Origin of the sequence: Niastella yeongjuensis (assembly GCF_900110245.1) — a bacterium.
GTDB lineage: Bacteria > Bacteroidota > Bacteroidia > Chitinophagales > Chitinophagaceae > Niastella > Niastella yeongjuensis.
On the sequence record NZ_FOCZ01000021.1, the window covers coordinates 1 to 23,804 of the forward strand.

The window sequence follows — 23,804 nt, forward strand, 5'->3', positions numbered from 1 at the left end:
GGCAGAAACCGTTAATAATTTATAACTACGGCCTGCATCGGTTGGCTGCACGGCAGGAGCTTCTTCCAGGATGGCATGTGCATTGGTGCCCCCGATGCCAAAAGAACTTACCCCTGCCCGTAAGGGCCAGTTGCTGTTGCGAGCCCAGGGCTGCAGGCGGGTGTTCACATAAAAAGGCCCCCCTGCAAAATCGATCTCCGGATTTGCTTCCTGGAAATGCAGGCTCGGTGGCAATTGTTTGTGTTGCAGGCTCAGCGCTGTTTTAATAAGCCCCGCCACCCCGGCTGCCGTATCAAGATGTCCAACATTTGTTTTTACAGAACCGATAGCACAGAATTTATTATTACCGCCAGTGGCAAATGCTTCGTTAAGGGCCCGCACTTCCACCGGATCACCCAATCTTGTACCTGTGCCATGTGCCTCGATATACCCTATGCTGTGCGCCGGTACATTAGCCATCTTTTGCGCAGTTACAATACAATCCATCTGGCCCTTTACAGCCGGCGTTGTATAACCGGCTTTCTGACTGCCATCATTATTGATGGCAGTAGCTTTTATTACCGCATAAATATGGTCCTTATCATTGAGCGCGTCCTGCAGTCTTTTCAACAGCACGACACCTGTACCTTCCCCTACTGATGTGCCCGTTGCAGCGGCATCGAATGCGCGGCAATGACCATCGCTCGAAGTAACTTTTCCTTCCTGCCAACAATATCCCTGTTTAGTAATTGTCTTTATTGATACGCCACCGGCCAACGCCATCCAACACTCCCTGGTGAGCAGGCTCCGGCAGGCAAGATGAATAGCCACCAGTGACGTGGAACATGCCGAATCAACATATACAGCCGGGCCCTTCAAATTCAGTTTATAGGCAACAAGGGTGGCAATGAAATTGGCATAAGAGATCATTTTAAAATACAGCGGGTCCACTGATGAATTCGCCAATTGCCCATGGGCATACAGCTGCCAGTTTGCATTGGCCGAAGCACCTGTAAATAAACCAATCTTTTTATTATCAACCGCAGCTGCATATCCTGCATCTTCGAGCGCCTGCCAGCAATGCTGGTGAAACAGTCTTATCTGGGGATCCATTAATGCAGCTTCTTCCGGACTGTAACCAAAAAACCCATGATCAAACTGATCTTTATTATTTACAATCCCGCCGCAGGACCGCACATAAGAGGGATCCTGCCACAGCGCTTCGTCAATATGCAATGCTTTTAGTTCGGCTTCCGTGAAAAAGGTAAGCGATTCCCTCCCTTCCTGCAGGTTTTTCCAGTATTGCCGGTAATCATCGCTTCCCGGAAATTGCGCCGACATCCCAATGATGGCTACCTCCAGCCCACTGTATCCGTTATCTTTACTCATGCGCTTCAATATTAAACTTGTTAAATGCGGTTATTAGTTCTTCCTGTTCATATACTTCTTCGTTAGCTGGTACCGGCTCCTGCACAATATGATCCACCAGCCCCTTTATACTCGGGTATTCAAATAACAGGGCTACACTTATTTCCCGGCCAAGCAAATTGCTTACAAGACTGGCCAAACGCACGATCCGGATCGAATTGCCCCCCACATCAAAGAAATTATCTGTGATGCTTATCCGCGCTCTTCCCAGCAGCTCACGCCATATTTGCACCAGTTGTTCTTCTATTTCATTCCGGGGTAACTCATGGCCCTGGCTTTCCAGCCGGTTGAATGCCCCCGGAGCAGGTAGTTTACTCCTGTCGATCTTACCATTCACCGTCAAAGGAAGTGAATCCAATTGCAGCAGATGCGCCGGCAACATCCAGGCAGGCAAACGGGTCAACAACCAGCTCTTCAAAGCTGACAGATCCAGTTCGCTTTTTGCTTTTATATAGGCTGCCAGCTCCTGTTCGTCATTGTTGCTCCTTACCATCACGACAGCGGTATCCACGCTTTCATATTTTAGTATTACATTTTCTATCTCACCCGGCTCCACACGATATCCCCGTATTTTCACCTGGTCATCCCGGCGGCCAATAAACACCAGGCTGCCGTCGGGCAGCCATTTGCCAAGATCTCCTGTGCGGTACATACGTTCGCCCGCGCCATAGGGATTTGACACAAACTTTGCGGCAGTTAGCTCCGGGTTGTTTAAATAACCATAGGCCAGGCCCGCACCGGCAATGCAGATCTCCCCGGGTATGTCTGTTCCGCAGGGATTATTATCCTCGTTAAGAATGTAGATAGCCGTATGCGCAATAGGTTTACCGATAACAACCCGTTCGCCCTGTTCTATACGGGCCACCACACATCCTACAGTCGTTTCGGTTGGACCATATTCATTATATATTTCAATTGCCGGAGCTATCTTTTTCAATATATCAACCTGTTCTGCCGTCAACTGTTCCCCGCCTACAATAGCCCGCCGCATGGTATCGGATGACAAAGTCAGGTATTTCATAAGGCCGATGTGCGAAGGCGTTAGTTTAATGCTGTTAACACTGCTTTCCGCACTGAAACTGTGCATTAATACTTCTGCCAATGCTGTCGTTTGGGGATACACCGTGAGTGTGCCACTCTGGGTCAGGGTGCAAAAGATACTGGTAACAGTTAAATCGAACGACAGCGAGGTGAACAACCCAAAACTGGCCGGTTTGCCATTGCTGAAATAATAGTTATTCGACCACTGAATATAATTGGAAAGACTGCCATGGGTAATAGCACATCCTTTTGGGTTTCCTGTTGAACCGGAAGTATAGATCACATAAGCCAGGGCCTCACCTGCCGTTGCAGCCGAATGTACCGGCGCATCGGTTATTCCACTTAATTGGAGGTCCATTGCCACTATCGGCCCCTGATAAGCATCCAGGTCATAGATGTAGTCAGATTGAGTAAGCAAAACTTTTACCCCCGCATCTTGCAAGATATATTCCCTTCGCGTCCGGGGATATTCGGGGTCTATGGGTACATAAGCACCCCCGGCCTTCAACACGCCCAATACACCAACGATCATCAGGGGCGATCTGTCGAGCAGGATGCCTATGCGGTCGTTCGCTCCAATGCCATAATTATTTATCAGGTATGCGGCCAGTCTGCCCGCCTGATCATTCAGCTCCCGGTAACTTACCGCAGTGCTTCCGAAACTAATGGCTACATTTTCCGGATGGCGAACAGCTTCGGCTTCGATCAACGCGGTCACTGACTGGTAACCGGTATAGTTGGGAACAATGTCGTTAAACGATCTCAATACCTTGTTCCGCTCTTCGTCACTTAAACCGGTAATATCCTTCACCGCTGCCGAAGGATCGTTCACTATTTGTTCAATGATCTGTGTGAGGCATTCCTGCAACTGCCGCACCTTGTCTTCAGCATATATATTCCCATTATAATCAAACCGGATAGAGAAGGTGCGGGCCGGATTCACCATCATAGTGAAGTCAAAATTATTTTGTGCAAATACCTTAAAAGAAGTCATGGAAAGGGAATTGCCCTTACTTCCCACAGGCATACTTTCTTCTACCAGTTGCTGAACCGGGAAATTCTGGAATAAGATAATATGATCGAATAATTCCCTCCCGGGTGATAGCGCTTCCTGTATTTCTCCCAGCTGCAGATACCTGTCCCCTACATTATTTATAGATGCCTGTTGCGTTGCTTTCAAAAGCGCTGCGACAGTAGCTGTACTATTTATTGTAATCCGAACCGGGATCGTATTGATGAACATCCCGATCATTTCTTCCACACCTTTCAGTTCGGCAGGGCGGCCTGATACAACAGCGCCGAATACCACATCTGATGTATTATTATACCTGGAAAGTAAAATACCCCAGGCAGCCTGGATAAATGAACTTTCTGTTATCGCCAACTCATCACAAATATTCCTTACGGATTGACGAAGTGACTCCTCAAGAGAAAAACCCACAGACTGCGGTAAAAATGCCCGGTTTGCCACGGTTTCCTTTTTAGGCAGCACACTCATAGTATCATAACCGGACAGATAATTTTTCCAGTAAGAAAGACTGGCTTCCCGATCCTGCTTACCCAGCCATTCAATATATCGCGCATATGGCTGTACTTTGGGCAGTGCGGCCTCCCGGCTCTGTTGCAGACTGTAATAGATCTCAAAAAACTCTTTGATCAAAATGCCCACACACCAGCCATCCATTAAGATATGATGATGACTCCACACAAACTCATAACGATCCTGATCCAGCTTTATAAGCGTGAGTCGCATCTGCGAACCCTGGTGCAAATCAAAACCCTTTGACCGGTCTGCAGCTCGTAATGCCTCTACGGAAAAATCACGGTCTGTTGTTTTATCTTCATAATGAAACCCGTTTGCCACTGTTTTCTTTACCAGTTGCAAGGGCCTTTCGCCTAGCTCTCTACTAAAACAGGTGCGTAATACCGCATGCCGTTCTACCAGTAGTTCATAGCTCTTTGCCAGTTGCGCAAGATCGAGTTCGTCTTGCACCCCATAACACATCTGTTCAAAATACGCCCCGGCACGCGGGTTCATCAGCCACTGATAATACAATCCTTCCTGCAAGGGACTTAAAGGATATACATCTTCTATCTGTTCATCGCGGTTTAAAACCTCCCATTGCGCCACAGACAGTTCTTTCCACGTAAGGTCTACCGGTGTCAGTCGCTCAGTGGTTGTTATAGACAGCTCTCCGATCAATGCTTCCAGCTCCTGCCGGTATATCCTGGTCAGTTCTTCTATGGTTGATTTGTTATATTGCTCATTACTATAGCTTATCGACAATCGCAGCTTCCCCCCTATCGTAATGCCTGTTATATCCAGCAGCGTCTCCCGCTGGCGATCCGGACCGATACGATTGCCTTGCGGTTCGCCCGATAATTCCCCCAGTGGATTACTACTGCCCGCCGCTGTTCCGTCGCCAAAATCGCCCAGGTAGTTAAAGCTGATCTGTGGATCCGGACCATGTGTGCGTCCTTTTAAATATCGCAAAATTCCATAACCGATCCCTTTATTAGGGACCCGGTGCAGGTGCTCCTTGATGGCTATTAGCTGCGCGATCCGGTTGTCGCGGTAACTCAGGTCCAGTACAACAGGATACATCGTCGTAAACCAACCCACCGTACGGCTCAGATCGGTTTCTGCTCCTATGTTTTCACGGCCATGGCCTTCCACACTGATCAACAACCGATCAAGACCCATCACCGAGGACAAGGCAAGACCGAGCGCCGTTAATAAGATATCATTGGTTCCTGTATGGTATGCTTTATAACACCTGGTAAACAACTGCTCCGTCAACTGTTCATCGAGCATAAATGAACACGATGCCCGGTCCTTTTCCAGGTTGCTTCCTTCGCTATTGTCTATTCGAATTGAAGGATGGGGCTCAATCGCCAGCGAAGACCACCATGCTTCTTCCTGCTGCAACACCGTACTGTTGCTGTACTCTAATTGTTGCTGCATCCAGTACTTAAAAGAATCGGTCTTTAAGGGTAATTGCAGTGGCGAACCCGACAGAAACTGCTCATACAGGTTGCCCAGGTCTTCCAGCAGTATACGCCACGAGACCCCGTCTGTTACCAGGTGATGGATCACCAGCAACAACCGGTCGGCTTCCGCACCCCGGAACAAACAGACCCGCAGCAGAGGACCTTCCTGCAGACTGATGCCCGATTGCACCTGCTCGCAGTGTTGTTCAAAGTTTTCCGGCGTCACAACTTCCACTATCTCGAATCCATACTGCTGCTCCCGGCCAAGATTTTCCTGTACCCAGCCCTGGGCAGTTTGCCGGTACACCATCCGCAGTGTATCATGGTGTAATACCAGTTCATCAAGTGCGGTCCGCAAGGCGGCTTCAGACAATCTACCCTTGCTTTGTAATAAGATCGACTGGTTATAATGATGGCTGTTGCCACTGTTGTTGGTGAAAAACCATTGCTGTATTGGACTTAATGGAATAAGGCCTGTTACCAGTTCCTGGTCAATGGAACGACCACTGCTGCTAATGCGTGCTGCCAGTTCTTCCAGCACCGGGTATAACAGCACATCCTGGATCGGCAGGGTGTAACCCTGTTGCTTCAGCCGTGCTACCACCTGGATCGATTTGATGGAATCACCGCCCAGCACAAAAAAATCATCCTGGATGCCTATGCGTTGCTTCTTTAACACTTCTTCGCAAATCGCTATCAGCACCCGTTCTTCTTCGGTTCGCGGGGCTTCGTATGGAACACCAGTTTCATGCGACATCCCATGAGGATCAGGCAATGCCTTTTTATCCAGCTTGCCATTAATATTGAGTGGTATCTTTTCTACTTGTATATAATAAGCCGGCAGCATCCAGGCAGGCAGCCGTGCTGCCAGGTATTGCCGCAAAACAGCAGCATGTATTGTCACTTTACCTACAAAATAAGCAACCAGCTCCAGCTCACCTTTCTCATTCCGCTTAGTCAAAACAGCGGCTTCGAGTATGTGCTCATGATGCTGTAACACATTGCTGATCTCATCCGGTTCAATCCGGTATCCACGTATTTTCACCTGGTCATCCCGGCGGCCAATAAACTCGATATTTCCGTCAGCCCGCCACCGGCCAAGATCACCGGTACGGTAAATGGTGGCCCCGTCTTGAAATGGATCATTCACAAACTTCAATTCCGTCAGTTGGGGATTGTTCAAATAACCACGGGCCAGTCCTGCCCCACCAATGCAGATCTCGCCCACAACACCAACCGGACAAAGCATCTGCGCTGCATCGAGCATATAAATACGGGTTTGTGCTATTGGCCGGCCTATCTGCACCGGTTCTTCTTCCTGTAGTAACTTTACAATACAGCCTACTGTCGCTTCAGTAGGACCGTATTCATTATAGATCTCCATAGCAGGATTGATCCGTTTAAGTATATGCACCTGCTGTGGTGTTATTTGCTCGCCGCCCACCACGGCACAAATGACAGCCTTGCTTTGGATGTCGAGATGGCCTAACAAATTAATATGTGAGGGAGTAAGTTTGATGCTGTCATTGCCACTGTCGAGGTGGAAATAATGCTGTAGAATATCTTCTGTTGCCTGCTCCTGTTTGTATACGGTTAAAGCGCCGCCGGTGGTCAATGAACAAAAAATACTGGTCACTGTCAGGTCAAATGACAGGGAAGTATACAATCCAAAATTTGCCCTGCGGGAACCCGGGAAGTAATAATTATTTGACCACTGAATATAATTTGATAATCCACCATGCGTGATGGTACAACCTTTCGGCTGCCCGGTAGACCCTGAAGTATAAATCACATAAGCAAGATCCATCTCATCGATGGCAGGCAGTGTAATATTGACAGCAGGTGGTAACGTATCCAGTTGAATGTCGATGGAAAAGATTTGTCCGGCGTAATCGCCGAGATCAAACATATAAGCTGTTTCAGTTATCAACAACTGCAAGCCGGCATCCTTAACAATGTAATCGATGCGCGGTTTGGGATAAGCAGGATCAATGGGAACATACACGCCACCAGCCTTCAGTATTCCTAAAATAGCAACAATCATTTTTTCCGACCGGTCAAGCAGTATCCCGACCATATCACCCTTGCGAAGCTGGTATTCATTTAACAAACTGGCCGCCAGTTTCGTTGATTGCTCATCCAGTTGTTTATAGGTGAGACGCTTCCCCGCATACACTATTGCCGTACTGTTCTCGCTCATAGTTACTTGCTCTTCAAACAGGGACAGCACAGACCTGTATGTGTTATAATTTTTCGGTACTGTGTTAAAGGCAACCAACAGCTTATGCTTTTCTTCTTCCCCTAAATAATCCAATTTCGACACAGCCAGATCCGGCGTGGACAGGGCTGCTTTCAGTAGACCTTCGAAATGGAAGCCGATCCGTTCAGCAGTTGCCCGCTCAAACAGATCACTGTTGTATTCCAGCAATAAATTAAGTTGTCCATCCTGTTCAATAAACAGGAAAGTAAGATCAAACTTACTTATAACATGCGTTGTGGCTTCATAAGCATTTACCTGCAATTTTTCCGGTTGCATGGCAGGTGTTGAAGAAAAGGTCCCCGCCGTTTGCAGATCTATAAAAACATCAAACAAAGGGTTCCGGCTCGTATCACGTTGCAGGTTCAATTGCTGCAGTAATTCATCGAATGGATAAGCCTGGTGTTCATAGGCTTCGAGGGTTATCTGTCGCACATGACTGAACAGGTCGCGAAAATTATCATTACCCTTTACCCGGGCCCGTAATGCCAGTGCATTTAAATAAAACCCTATCTGGTTTTCCAGATCAGCATGCTCTCTGCCGGCAATCGGGCTGCCGGTTATCAGATCTTCTTCACCGGTGTACCTGTATAATAAAAGATTCACCATGGCCACCAGCCCCATAAACAGGCTTCCGCCCTGTTCCTGACTAAACTGTTGTATTCCCCGGTAAAGAACCTCCGGCACAGGCACCGTGACTATGCCGCCGTTATAAGTCTTGACAGCAGCCCGTGTTTTATCATAAGGCAGCTCCGGCACGGGTAACTCACCTGCCAGTTGCTGCAACCAATACGTTTTATGTATATCGAAGGCGCCTGACTCCAATTGGTGCTGTTGCCAGACAGCATAATCTTTGTAATGTACGCGTAAAGGGTCCGGTTCATAGGTTACGCCGTTACTATGTGCATAGTAAAACGCCATCAACTCACGAACAAGAATATTCATCGACCAGCCATCGCTGATGATATGATGCATGGTAAACGCAAACACCCATTGAGTATCAGCAATACGGAATAAAGCAGCTCGTAATAAAGGACCATTCACTAAATCGAAAGGCCGGTTATATGCCTCTTGCACCAGCTCTTTTGCTGCGGCGCCGGGATCTGCTTCCCCGCGCAGGTCATGATCGGTCACACTAAATCCTATAACTTCTGCCGCCTTGATTATTTGAACGAGATGCCCCTGCGCATCTTCCCCAAAGGTGGTTCGCAGGCTTTCATGCCGTTCAATGAGACTACTGAAAGCAAACTGCAGGGATGATAAATTCAGCTCGCCTTCAAAAATAAATACCCGGCTAATATTGTAGGCAATATTGCCCTGTGGGAGCTGGCTCAGGAGCCACAATCTCCGTTGCGGGGACGACAGCGCGTAATGAGCGTGCGGAGCCACAACCGGGATGGCATCATACAGCGCTTTTTTCTTTCTGTAGGTAGTAATTAATTCGATCAGGTCTTTTTTATGCAACCTGATTTCATCGAGCAATGTACCGGTTAAAACACCCTTAGGTGCTTCAACGTCTAATTGCCCGTTATTTACGCTGATGTTAACCTTAAGCTGTTGTAATTTTTTATATAATGCAAAGGCCATATAGAAGCATTAACTGTCAGGAATTACCTTTTATATTGAGACTTTCTCCACGTCATCGATTTCAAAAAGTTCATTATTGGCCCAGCCTGTCTTTTCTATTTCATCTGCAAGACTTTCAATGGTAGGCTTATTGAACAGCGTGGAAAGATTGAGGTTGATATTAAACTGTTTGTGGATCTGGCTCGCCAGTCGGATTGCCTTAAGGCTATGACCGCCGATGTGAAAGAAATTATCCTTGGTACTAATTGTTTCTTTATTGAGAATTTCACGCCAGATCACTGCCAGCCGGATCTCTGTTTCAGTCACCGGTTCTACATGTTCTGTCTCCCGGTTGAATGCTGTTGCTTCGTAGCCGGCCAATGCTTTCTTATCTGCTTTTCCATTTGGCAACAGGGGCATTTTTTGCAGCAATACATATCGGGCAGGCTGCATATATACAGGCATGGTTTGCGCAAGACTGGCCCTTAGGTGTTGCAGATCAGGTTCCTCCCGGCACACCAGGTAGGCGACCAGCGATTTTTCAGTTGTTTTTTGATCCTCATATTGCAGCACCACTGTTTCTTCAATTCCCGGCTGTTGCAGTAAGGCCGCCTCTATTTCGCCCGGTTCAACACGAAATCCGCGGATCTTTAGCTGATTGTCTTTCCTTCCCACAATCTCCAGTTGTCCATCAGGCAATCTGCGACCCAGATCGCCGGTCCGGTACAACCGCTCCCCCTTGTGAAAAGGATTATCGGTAAAACGAATTGCCGTTTGTTCAGGCTGGTTGATATACCCCCTGCTCACCCCAACACCACTGGTCCAGATCTCTCCTACCACACCTGTAGCACATAAACTGCCATCGGCCGAAACAACGTATTGCCGCATATTCTGAATAGTGTTACCGATCAACACTTTGTCTTCCAACAATCCGGTTGGCGGCACTTTGTAACAGGTTGTCACATCCGATGATTCGGTTTGCCCGTACGTATTGAAAATTTCCACCTCCGCATTTCCTTTATAGCATTTATTTACAAAATAAGGGGTGAGCTTTTCGCCTGTCAGGATCAGCGTTTTAATACTACCCAGTGGCAGTTGTTCTTCATACAATAAATATTCATTCAGTTGGGAAGGTATAATTTCCAGTATACGCACGTTGTTGGCATTGGCTTTCACCAGCAGCTGTTCTATGTTTGCCAGTTCTTCCTTATTGCACAGCAGTACCCGTCCACCGGTAACCAGTGGTCCCCATAACTGCCAGATGCCACCCACAAAATGCAGTTCGGAGGTATGGCATAACACTTCTCCCTGCTGCAGATGCAACTGATTGAGCTTACTAAAAAGGTGATTGATCACCCCGCGATGCTCCAGCATACAGCCCTTGGGCCTTCCGGTAGAACCTGAGGTATATATTATATAACAAAGCTTATCAGGTGTATTGATAGCCGGGGGATTATTTATACTGTATAATGCGGCATTGTTTTCAATTGCCGTAAAAGTTTTTTCGTCGATTATTACTTTACATCCGCAATCGGCGAGCATTTGATCGATGCGAACAGGAGGAGCTGCCGGATCAATCGGTACACAACCGGCGCCTGATTTCAATACGGCCAGGGTAGCCAGTACCGCCCGTTCGTTTCGTTCCAATTGTATTCCTACCAGGTCGTCGGCCAGAATCCCATATTGGCTGCGCAGGTAATGACCCAGCCTGTTGGCCTGTTCATTCAATTGCCGGTAAGTGAGTTCCGTATTTTCAAATACGAGCGCCACCACGTCGGGCGTTTTTGCTGCCTGCTCTTCAAACAGGCTGATGAGGGTATGCTGGCGCGGATAAGCAACAGAGGTATCGTTGAACTCAGTTAGCAATTGGGTTCTTTCTTCCGGATGCAGGAAGTCTATATCTCCCGTAGTGCCCTGTGGGTGTTGTACCATCTGCCCGATTACCTGTTGCAGGTGATACTGGAGGCGCGCCATTTGCGTCTCCTCATACAACTGATCGTTATACACAAATTCTATCCGCATTGTTTCCTGCGGAATGATCATCACCGACAGATCAAAATTGGTTTGCCAGTTCACTCCTGCATCGATCACTGTCAGGCCACCCGTTCCATGGGCATGCGCCATCTCCTGCACCGGGTAATTCTCAAATATTAAGATGTGATCGAATAAATTTTTTCCCGGCACACTGGCCGACTGTACCTCTATCAACTGGCTATACTGATAAGGTCTGCTTTGGATAGCTTCCTGTTGAACTGCTTTCAACAGTTCTGCAATGCCTGTACTTTCCTGGATGCTAATTCTAACCGGTATGGTATTGACAAACAACCCGATCATATTCTCCACGCCTTCCAGTTCCTCGGGCCGGCCCGATACCACGGAGCCGAATACTACATCAGTTGTGTTATTGTATTTACTCAATACGATCGCCCAGGCCATTTGTATAAAGGTGTTCTCTGTTATGCCCAGACCGGCACACAAGGTCCTGATCGACTGCCGCACCTCGCCTTCAATAGTAAATGCACGTCTTCTTGGTTGCCAGTTGTTGCCCGGCTGCAACAACTTGTGTGGAATACTGGCAAGCGTTTCATAGCCGGCCAGATAATCCGTCCAATATGTCAGCGAAGTCCTTTGATCTGTTTTGTCCAGCCAGTCAATATATCGCGCATATGGATGCACTTTGGGCAGGGCAGGTTCCCGGCCCTGTTGAAGACTGTAGTAGATCTCAAAAAACTCTTTGATCAAAATACCTACACACCAACCGTCCATTAAGATATGATGATGACTCCACACAAACTCATACCGCTCCTGGTCCAGCTTTGTCAGAGTGAGTCGCATCTGCGAACCCTGGTGCAAATCAAAACCCTTCGACCGGTCTGCGGCACGCAGGGCCTCTATGGAAAAATCAGGGTCTCTTGTTTTATCTTCATAGTGGAACCCACCCGCCACTGTTTTCTTTACCAGTTGCAACGGCCTTTCTCCAAGCTCTCTACTAAAACAAGTGCGTAGTACCGCATGTCGCTGCACCAGCAGTTCATAACTCCTGGCCAGTAACCCAAGGTCCAGCTCGCCTTGGACCCCATAACTCATCTGTTCAAAATACGCCCCGGCACGCGGGTTCATCAGCCACTGGTAATACAACCCTTCCTGCAAGGGACTTAATGGATATACATCCTCTAGCTGTTCATCGCGGTTTAAGGACTCCCATTGCACCACACTTAGTTCTTTCCACGTGAGGTCTACCGGTGTCAGTCGCTCGGTGGTTATTACCGACAGCTCCCTTATCAGTGCTTCCAGTTCCTGCCGGTATACCCCGGTCAGTTCTTCTATGGTTGATTGGTTATATTGTTTATTACTATAGCTTACCGACAACCGCAGTTTGCCCCCTACAGTAATACCTGTTACATCAAGCACCGTCTCCCGCTGCCGCTCCGCACTGATGCGATTGCCTTGCGGTTCGCCCGATAATTCCCCTAGGGGATTATTTGCCCCTGCCGCTGTTCCGTCACCAAAATCACCCAGGTAATTAAAACTGATCTGTGGATCCGGACCATGTGTGCGTCCTTTTAAATATCGCAAAATGCCATAACCGATCCCTTTATTAGGGACCCGGTGCAGGTGCTCCTTGATGGCTATTAGCTGCGCGATCCGGTTGTCGCGGTAACTCAGGTCCAGTACAACAGGATACATCGTCGTAAACCAACCCACCGTACGGCTCAGATCGGTTTCGGCTCCTATATTTTCCCGCCCATGGCCTTCCACACTGATCAACAACCGGTCTATGCCCGTCATTGAGGACATGGCCAGCCCCAGCGCCGTTAATAAGATATCATTGGTTCCTGTATGGTATGCTTTATAACACCTGGTAAACAACTGCTCCGTCAACTGTTCATCGAGCATAAATGAACACGATGTCCGGTCCTTTTCCAGGTTGCTTCCTTCGCTATTGTCTATTCGAATTGAAGGATGGGGCTCAATCGCCAGCGAAGACCACCATGCTTCTTCCTGCTGCAACACAGCACTGTTGCTGTACTCTAATTGTTGCTGCATCCAGTACTTAAAAGAATCGGTCTTTAAGGGTAATTGCAGCGGCGAACCCGACAGAAACTGCTCATACAGGTTGCCCAGGTCTTCCAGCAGTATACGCCACGAGACCCCGTCTGTTACCAGGTGATGGATCACCAGCAACAACCGGTCGGCTTCCGCACCCCGGAACAAACAGACCCGCAGCAGCGGACCTTCCTGCAGACGGATGCCCGATTGCACCTGCTCGCAGTGTTGTTCAAAGTTTTCCGGCGTCACGACTTCCACTATCTCGAAACCATACTGCTGCTCCCGGCCAAGATTTTCCTGTACCCATCCCTGGGCGGTTTGCCGGTACACCATCCGCAGTGTATCATGGTGTAATACCAGTTCATCGAGTGCGGCCCGCAAGGCGGCTTCAGACAATCTACCCTTGCTTTGTAATAAGATCGACTGGTTATAATGATGGCTGTTGCCACTGTTGTTGGCGAAAAACCATTGCTGTATTGGACTTAATGGTATAAGGCCTGTTACCAGTTCCTGGTTAATGGAACGACCACTGCTGCTAATGCGTGCTGCCAGTTCTTCCAGCACCGGGTATAACAGAACATCCTGGATCGGCAGGGAGAATCCCTGTTGCTTCAGCCGTGCTACCACCTGGATCGATTTGATGGAATCACCGCCCAGCACAAAAAAATCATCCTGGATGCCTATGCGTTGCTTCTTTAACACCTCTTCACAAATCGCTATCAGCACCCGCTCTTCTTCGGTTCGTGGGGCTGTATAACCTGAACATCCGCCTAAAGCTACACCGGCGGGGTTAGGCAGATTACGTTTATCTATTTTTCCGTTGGTTGTCAGCGGCCACTCTGCCAGTTGCACAAAATGCGCAGGCACCATATAACCAGGTAGATAACCCAACAACCAGCTACGCAGTTCCTGTACCTGTAACGCTTTATTACCGATTACATAAGCCACCAGTTCCTTTGCACCTGCTTCATCGGCTTGTACCATTACCAAAGCAGCCTCCACGCCTTCATATGCCTGCAGCACTGTTTCTATTTCGCCTAACTCTATGCGATAGCCACGGATCTTAACCTGCTCATCCTTACGTCCGGTAAATACCAGGTTTCCATCGGGAAGCCATTTTCCCAAATCACCAGTACGATAGATCCTTTCTCCCGGCCGGAAAGGATCTGCTACAAATTTTTCCGCTGTCAGTTCCGGGCGGTTTAAATAGCCGCGCGCCAGTCCTGCACCACCAATGCAGATCTCGCCCACAGCACCAACCCCACAAAGGGAATCATGTTTATCGAGAATGTAAATGCGATCGTTAGCGATCGGTTTACCAATGGGAATATTTCTGTAAGTAAATAAGGTCCCTTTATTGATCCGGAACAAACAGGTACAGATAGCTGCTTCGGTAGGTCCATATGCATTAAACAGGGTCCCTTTCTTTACAAACGCAGCCACATCATCGGGATTGGAAGGCTCACCCCCTACTATCAGCTTTTGCAGGGTATGCAGTTTATCTATTCGTAACTGATGTAAAAGGGCAGTCGGCAACCCGGCAATATCAATATTATTGTTTACGAGAAAGGCTTCAAGCAATGCCGGATTCTTTTTATCCTCTTCTTTAATAATATGCATTTCGGCGCCTGCCACCGGGGCAGAGAATATTTCAAACACCGATACATCGAAGGATAAGGAATAGAATTGAAGAAACTTTTCCTTTTGTTTTATTTCATAAATGGCATTCATGGCCTGCATGGAATTGGCCAACGAGCCATGTTCTATCATCGCCCCTTTGGGCTGTCCGGTTGACCCGGATGTATAAATCACATAAGCCAGTTGATTGGCAGCGATGGAATCAGCAGATGGCACCTCCGTCTTCTTAAAATCATGTAGCTGAACATCAAGCGCAATAACTGCTCCTGCATAATACTCCAGGTCAAAAATATAATCAGTTTTTGTTATCAGTATTTTTATCCCGGTATCCTGCATTATAAATTCCTTTCTTGCTCTGGGATACTCGGGATCAATAGGAACATATACCCCACCGGCCTTTAAAATGCCGTAGGCAGCTATCATTACTTTATCAGACCTGTCTAACAACACCCCTACCAGCTCTTCTTTGCCTATGTTACAATGCTCCCTCAAATAACCGGCAAGCAAATCGGACTGGTCATCCAGTTGCCGATACGTCAATCGGATATTGTCGAAAACCACCGCTATTGCATCGGGAATCCGGGCTACCTGTTTCCTGAATAATGCAATCACATTACCAGGTCCGTTAAATTCGACCGCCGTATCATTAAATTCATGTAAGAGAAGATGTTTATCCTTTTCAGTGAGGTATTGCAATTGATGAACCGGTAAATCGGGCGCTCTGACTGCTGCCGCCAGCAATTGTTCAAAATGCGTTGTCAATTGTGTTATGTTACCAACACTATACACATCGGGGTTATAAATGACCCGCAGGTCCAGGGTGTCTCCGGTTTCCACAAAATTCAGCACCAGATCAAACGCACCTATATAGCGGGCAGCGCCCTGGTATTTCCCGATTGCCAACCCCTGCAGATCCTGCAGGGCATTGTTATCTGCGTTTTGCAGCAATACCTGTATGTCGAATAAAGGATTGCGGCTTACATCCCGCTGCAGCTGCAACGCCTCTACCAGTTCATCGAAAGGATACGACTGGTGTTCAAATGCCCCTGCTACCAGTTCCTTTACCAGTTGCAATATTTCGTTAAACGGATCCCCATCTTTAAACTGAGCCCGTAAAGCCAGGGTATTGGCATAAAACCCTATCTGGTTTTCCAGATTGGCATGCTGCCGCCCGGCAACAGGACTGCCAATAATGATATCCGTTTGACCGGTGTATCGATAGCACAGCGCATAAGCCGTTGCCAGCAATCCCATATACAGGGTTGCGCGCTGTTTGTGGCAATATACTTTGAGGGCCTTAGTAGTAGATGCCTCCATCATTTTACTGTAGAATGCACCATTGTACGTTTTAACGGCAGGGCGGATGTGATCGGATGGTAATTGCAATACCGGCAGTTCCCCTTCAAATTGCTGCAACCACCAGGCTTTATGAGCCGGTTCGCCTTCATTGAGCTGCTGCTGCCATACCACATAATCTTTATACTGAATAGGCAGTGGCGGCAATGGATCTACTGTGCCGTTCACATACGTATTATACAATGAAATTATTTCACGGATCAGGATATTGATCGACCACCCATCGCTGATGATGTGATGTACCACATAGGCAAAGACCCATTGATCGTTTTGTACCCGGTACAGATACAACCGCACCAGCATGGCATCCAGTTTAAACGGCCTGTTGAGGTCTGCCTGTAATAACCGCGGCAATCCTTCCTCGGGCGTTTTTTCCTGACGAAGGTCGTGGTATACCAAACGCGGCTGTGAGATAGCTGCAGGTAGAATGAATTGACGAATCTCTCCCGCCTCGTTTTCGCGGAATACAGTGCGCAGACTTTCATGACGCCGCATCACTTCGTAACAGGATCGCTCCAGCGCTTTTTGATCGAGATTGCCTTCGAACCGGTACACGCCAGACATATTATAGGCAATGCTGGCCTGTTCGGTCTGACTTACTACCCAAAGCCTGCGTTGTGCGGCCGACAGCGGGTAAGACAACTGTTCATCTGCCCGGGGGATCTGCGCCCCTGCGCCATTTGTTTTTTTGTACGTATCTATAAAACTGATCAGCTCGTCCTTATGCGCTTTGATAGTAGCCAGCAATTCCTGATTTAAAGTGCCCTTTGGTGCCTTTACATCAAGGCTGCCATCAACAACCCGGACAGTAACGTTTAATGCTTTCAGTTTTTCAAACAAATCGGCAATCATATCAAAAAGTTTTCAGTATCGCTAATGTCTTCTGTTGTATACAGATCACCACTGGCCCATTTAATTTTATCTATTTCATTCGAGATCGCTTCGATGGTAGGCTCAACAAATACATTCCTGATATTCAGCGTAAGGTTCATTTCCCGTTGTACCCGGTTTACAAAAGCCCCCACCGACAGGGAGTTGGCACCCAACTCAAACAGATCATCGCGTATACTTATGCTGCCGGTATTTAAAATGGACCGCCATATTTTTTCCACCTGCACCTGCGTTGAAGTGGCGGGCGGTATAGCGGGCAACAAAGCATCATTTTCGCTTGCCGATGGCCGCGGCAGTGCCTTCCGGTCAATCTTGCCATTACTGTTCAACGGAAAGGATCCAAGGACCATAAAATGCCCCGGTATCATATAGGCAGGCAATCTGCCTTTGAGGTATTCTTTTATTTCATTGATCGCCGGTAGCTCATCAGCCAACAGGTAGGCGCAAAGCTGGTTCATACCGGCTGCATCGTTGTAGATATCTACTATGGCGCCTTTTATATTTTCATGCTTTTGCAGCACGCTTTCAATCTCTCCCAACTCAACACGGAAACCCCTTATTTTTACCTGGTTGTCTTTTCTTCCCAGAAATTCCATATTGCCATCAGGTAGTAACCTGCCAAGATCGCCGGTCTTGTACATAATTCCACCGGGTCGATCACCAAACGGATCTGGTTTAAAAGCGGCGGCTGTTTTCTCCGGATCATTGGCATATCCCCTTGCCACGCCTACCCCGCCAATGTATAATTCGCCCGCCACTCCTTTGGGAACCGGCTGCAGGTTATCATCGAGAATGTAAAATGTATTATTCTTTATCGGCTTGCCATAGGGAATGCTGCTCCACGACTGATGTACCTCATTAATAGGATAATAGTTAGACCACACAGTTGCCTCTGTGGCGCCTCCTAAACTTATCAGTTCCGCACTCGGAAAATAAGGCCGGATACGGTCCGGCAGGTGTACAGGGATCCAGTCGCCACTCAGGAATACCAGCCGCAGGTCGTGTTGTACAAAATCATCTTTCGCGGCTTCCAGCTCACCAATAAGATAGTTCATAGTGGTAGGAACGGAATCCCAGAAAGTGATCCGTTCTTCCTTCAATAATTTTTTCAATGTATCAACCTGCTGTACTTCTTCATTTCGGGCAATCACTACAGTTCCACCGGCTGCCAGCATCCCAAACACATCGTACACCGATAAATCAAAACACATGGAGGTAATAAACAAAAGCCGGTCATTGGCGCTAATCCTAAAAGTATCATTTACCCATTCAACCAGGTTAACTGCCGAATGGTGTTCAATCATCACGCCTTTGGGTTTACCGGTAGAACCGGATGTATAGATCGTATAAGCAAGTTCGTAGCTATCGTGTATTATACCTGGATTCTCTTTACTAAAAGTAGATAACGCGATCTCGTCAATCCTGACAAGCTGCATTCCTTCCACCTTATTACCAGCAAGAGAGGCTGCATCTATAACTATGATTGTAACGCCCGAATTACGTGCAATGTATTCCTGTCTGTCTGCCGGATACTCAGGATCGATGGGCACATAGGCGGCACCTGTTTTCAGAATGCCATACATCCCAATGATCATGTCGAAACTGCGCGACACATACAAACCGATATTATCTCCTGCTTTCACGCCATTGGCCAGCAGGCAGGCCGCGAGCTGGTTAGCCCGTTCGTTTAAGACTTTGTAACTAAAGCTGATCCCATCCTGCCTCAGGGCAATGGCATCGGGTGTTTTGGCTACCTGTATTTCAAACAGTTTATCAAGCGTTAGTTCGACTGCATATGGAGCCTGGGTGGCATTAAAGTTTACCAGTATTTCCTGGCGCTCCTGGGCTGTCAATATATTCAGTGAAGCCAGGGGCGTATGTATATCTTTTGCAAAAGTTTCAAGTATCCGCACATAAATATTCAGCGCATACCGTACATCTTCCTCATTAAAGTAACCCGGCGCATATTTGATCCTTGCCGTAAACCGGTCGAGCGTTTTGCTCACTTCCACATCAAATAAGGTATTCGTCATTTCGTTCGATAGCTCCAACTCCGGGTCGTGGCTTCCTGCCTCCAGGATATTTATAAAATCATTCCCACTTATTTTAGAAAACGTATGAAAGTCGGTATAATTTAAAAGGGTATCAAAAACCGGGTTGCCAAAGCTGGTCTTCTCACCAATCATTGCGGCGATCTCGCTTAAGTGTATCTCATAAGGCTTAACACCGCTGAGATAATTATTTACCTGCTGTAAGAGCGATAAAACATCAACCTGCTGATCAAACCGGACCCGAATAGGAATGGTAGTCAAAAAACAGCCCAGCATACTTTCTCCGCCTTCTATTTCCGGTCTTTCATGAGTAACGATGCCGGTTACAATATCATCTTCTGCACACACAATATGCAGCAGGCAAATATGCGCCGCCACACAAATTGCTTTAAACGACAACTGGTAATAAGCAGCCAGCCGGGTCAGGTCTTTTAGTAACTGTTCATCAATGGTGGTATTCACCTTCCGCATACCACCGGCCTCACTTATCCTCACTCCTTTATAGTTGAAGGGCAATTTATTCCTGGTATAACCCTGTAGCAGGTTCTTCCAGTAGTCCTCTATGCCTTTTACCCGCTTTCTGCCTAAACAAATAGCACAATAATCTTTATAGCTATAGGGCAACAGTGGCAGCGTTCCACTGTCCGCATTCATAATCTCGGTTTTAAAAACCGCCATGCTCCAACCGTCTAATAAAGCATGGTGAACACTGTAGGTTATAAAGTAGGTATCATCGGCTAACCTGAACAAATTAACGCGCCACAACAACTCACCGTCAAAAGTCAACCTTATGTTCAGGTCTTCCCCGATATATTCTTTAAGCCGATTTTTCTGTTCGCTATCCGGCAACCCCGACAGGTCATTGAAAGTAAATGGCAGGTCTATTTCAGGCACCACCACCTTAACTGGATGGCTGAAACTGTTGATGTAGTATTTCGTCCTTAAAATGGAATGCCGATTTACCAGTTGCTGTAACCTGTCCTTAAACTGTTCCGGATCTTTAAGTCTTATAATAAATGAATACTGATCATAATAAACAGGATCCACAGGATTCAGCAAAGAAGAATAGATCATTCCCTGCTCTATTTGAACGAGCGGATAAAGATCGTCATACACTGCAGGCAACCTGTTCTTCAATTGATCTTCTTCTTCTACAGCTAACCTTATGCGTGCTATTTCTTCCAATCCGATCGCCCAATCGCTATATACTCCGTTTTTGTTATGGTTGTTCTTTTCTGCACTGATATAGGCAGCCCAATCTTCCAGGATGCCGGTTTCATATAAGTTTTTAACACTTACCTGTACCTGCAATTGTTTTCTGACAGCAACAGTAAAGGTGATTATTTTAATGGAGTCGCCGCCTAATGCAAAAAAATTATCTTTCATTCCCGGCCGCTTCCTGCCTGTTACGGCCTCCACCAATGCCGCCACCTTTTCTTCCATGTCGTTACGTGGGGCAACATATTCTGTCCTGGCCGCTATGGCAAGCCCATCAGGGTCGGGCAGCTTTTTACGATTTACTTTACCACTGAAGGTCAGGGGCAGATCCGCTAACCGTACAAAATAAGCAGGCACCATATAGGCAGGCAGCACGCTCATCAGGTACGATCTGAGCTCGTCCCCGTCCAGGTCTTCCCGCAATACGATATAAGCGATCAGCTCCTTACCGCCTTCCACACTACTCCGGGTAATAACGACTGCCCCATCAACAGCCGGATGTTTTTGCAGCACGCTTTCAATTTCTGCCAGTTCAATCCGATATCCCCTGATCTTTACCTGGTTATCTACCCTTCCTATAAACTCTATATTGCCATCGGGCAACCACCGGCCCAGGTCACCTGTTCTATAGATTTTCGCTGCGTTTATAAATGGATTGTTTACAAACTTTTCCGAAGTCAGTTCAGGCCTGTTCAAATATCCTTTTGCCAGTCCCACCCCGCCAATGCAAATCTCACCGGCAACGCCAACAGGCAGCAACCTGCCGGCGCTATCTGTAATATACATTTGCGTATTCCATATTGGGCGGCCAATGGGTATTACAGTATCCGTTGCTGCCGTAACATAATAGGTAACATCGATAGAAGCCTCGGTTGGACCATATAAATTATATATAGGCGTGGCTGTTTTTTCGTACCAGGCTTTAACCGTTTGGGGCAATAAAGCTTCGCCGCTGGTTATCACCTGTCGCAGGCTTTGTAAGGAACTGTGGATGTCGGAACGATCAAACAAAGAATTTATAAAAGCCTGTAATAGGCCAGGAACAAAATGCAGACAGGTTATCTGGTATTTTTCTATGAGGGATAAGATCCGTTCAGGATATCTGTTATCATCCTGTGGACATACCACCATTTGGGCACCCAGGCACAAGGGCATAAATATTTCCCACACAGATACATCAAAAGTAAAAGTGGTTTTCTGCAGAATGACATCGCTGGTTTCAAAACCGAATTGATTCCACATCCACTCTATCCGGTTGATTACCCCCCGGTGTGCAAGCATACAACCTTTTGGCTGCCCGGTAGATCCGGATGTATACAATACATAAGCAAGATCTGTTGGCTTATTTATCCCTTCCCCATTATCTCCGCTATAATCATTTTGAGTTGCTGTAAACAATGCCAGTTCTTCTTCATCAATCACCACTTTACACCGGCTGTCGGTTACCAGAAAATCAACCCGCTCCCGGGGATAGGACGGATCGATAGGAACATAGGCACCCCCTGCTTTCAGTACGCCCAAAATAGCAACCATCAGCCATTCACTTCTATTCAGTTTTATCCCTACCAGGTCATTGGGTTGAATGTGATAATTTACTCGTAAAAAATTGCCCAACCGATTACATCGATCATTCAATTCCCGGTATGTGAGGGTTGTTGTTTCGAATACAACTGCTATTTTATCAGGGGTTTTATTTACCTGTTCTTCAAAGAGTTTAATTAAAGTGGTATCGGCTGAAAAATCAACGGTTGTATTATTAAATCTTTCCAGCAATTGCCGCCGCTCCTCATTAGTCAAATATTCCAGCTGCATAACAGGCGTGGCTGGATGTTCAATTGCAGCAGTTATTAGTTGCTGTAAATGAGTTACAAACTGAACTATGGTGCTCTGGTTAAAGAGATTTGAATTGTATTCTGTTTCCAGGAACAATTGTTCTTCCGACTCTATAAATACAAAACTGAGATCGAATTTACTGGTTTGGTTTTCTACCCCTTCATACCTGGTTACCCTAATGTTTTCCCGGTCATCTGCAGCCTTATTTATACCCCCGGGTTGAAACACAACCATTACATCAAACAAAGCATTCCTGCTTCTATCTGTAGCGGCATTTAATTCGACTACCAGTTCATCGAACGGATAAGCCTGGTGTTCATAAGCATCCAGCAGAACCCGGCTTACTTTATTCAGTAGCGCTTTAAAAGTATCTGATCCGCTGAAACGGTTTCTTAAAGCCAGCGTGTTTACATATAATCCTATCTGGTCTTCCAGATCTACATGTTCCCGCCCGGCAATGGGGCTTCCTACTATAATATCATCCTGACCGGTATACCGGTATAAGAATGTATACACACCCGATAACAACCCCATAAAAAAGGAAACTCCCTGGTCTGTAACCAGGCCCTTCAACCCTTTAACGAGCTCGTCGTTGAAAGCAGTTCGAACTACACTTCCCTTGTAATTTCTTACAGCTGCACGCGGGTTATCTATTGGCAGATCCAGTACAGGCAATTCACCGGAAAACTGTTCCAGCCAATAGGATCTATGCCGGTCAAAAGCGGCGCCGGTCAACTGCGATTGTTGCCAGGCCGTATAATCTTTATATTGAATACGTAAGGGTGCTAGTGAAGGTTGTTGACCAGAACAGCAGGCACTGTATAACTGCATTAGTTCTTTCAGCATCACTTCCATTGACCAGCCATCGCTGACAAGGTGATGCATTACATACGAAAACACCCAGGTAGTATTATCTGTTCTGAACAAACTGCCCCTGATCAGCGGACCTGTAGCCAGGTCAAATGGAGTGGTCCACTGTTCTTGTACCTCGCGTTTCAGCACCTCCTCTCTTTGCGCATCATAACGCAGATCGTGACAGGACAGTTGAAATCCTGTTTGTTTTAATGGCAGGATCCATTGGCGGATTGCGCCTTCTTCATTCTCCCTAAATATTGTTCGCAGACTTTCATGGCGGGCGATCAATTGATCAAATGCAATAACAAAACTTTCTTCGTTCACGTTTCCTTCCAACACATAACTCTTCACCATATGGTAAGCAACACTGGCACCTGGCAACTGGTTGGCGAGCCATAACCGATACTGCGCCGATGACAACGGATAATTTTCCTGAACGGGTACTAGAGGAATATTCGTAGTATATCCTTTTTCAAATCCTGCCTGATCATTATCAGCCAGGAACTGCAGCAACTCCGCTTTCTGTTCTTTTATTGCGGACAACAGCCCCGGATGGATCTCAGAATCGCCGGCAAAGACCTGCAACTTGCCATCCACTACTTCCAGCAAAATGTTATTATCCCTTATTTGTCTTAATAACTCTTTCATCA

At 47.1% G+C, this 23,804-nt stretch carries 4 protein-coding genes; all 4 read right to left on the reverse strand.

Annotation, left to right across the window (positions count from 1 at the left end; translation table 11 throughout):
- Positions 1–1,368, reverse strand: a 1,368-nt coding sequence (locus BMX95_RS31855) for a type I polyketide synthase (RefSeq protein WP_143067627.1), incomplete at its 3' end; no start/stop codon positions are given.
- A complete protein-coding gene (locus BMX95_RS31860; protein WP_090519704.1) occupies positions 1,361–9,283 on the reverse strand; it encodes a non-ribosomal peptide synthetase in 7,923 nt (2,640 codons plus the stop codon). The genes BMX95_RS31855 and BMX95_RS31860, both read right to left, overlap by 8 nt.
- Positions 9,284–9,313: 30 nt before the next feature.
- Entirely contained in the window at positions 9,314–17,158 is a 7,845-nt protein-coding gene (locus BMX95_RS31865; protein ID WP_090519707.1) for a non-ribosomal peptide synthetase, read from the reverse strand.
- The gene (locus BMX95_RS31870) at positions 17,155–23,802 is read right to left on the reverse strand and encodes a non-ribosomal peptide synthetase (RefSeq protein WP_081202143.1); all 6,648 of its coding nucleotides are present in this window, start codon (positions 23,800–23,802) and stop codon (positions 17,155–17,157) included. The genes BMX95_RS31865 and BMX95_RS31870 overlap by 4 nt, the downstream gene beginning before the upstream one ends.
- Positions 23,803–23,804: the final 2 nt, after the last annotated feature.

Bases quoted from the DNA above. Each gene is read 5' to 3' on its own strand.
- BMX95_RS31870 (WP_081202143.1), bottom strand. From the start codon at position 23,802: ATGAAAGAGTTATTAAGACAAATAAGGGATAATAACATTTTGCTGGAA.
- BMX95_RS31865 (WP_090519707.1), bottom strand. From the start codon at position 17,158: ATGATTGCCGATTTGTTTGAAAAACTGAAAGCATTAAACGTTACTGTC.
- BMX95_RS31860 (WP_090519704.1), bottom strand. From the start codon at position 9,283: ATGGCCTTTGCATTATATAAAAAATTACAACAGCTTAAGGTTAACATC.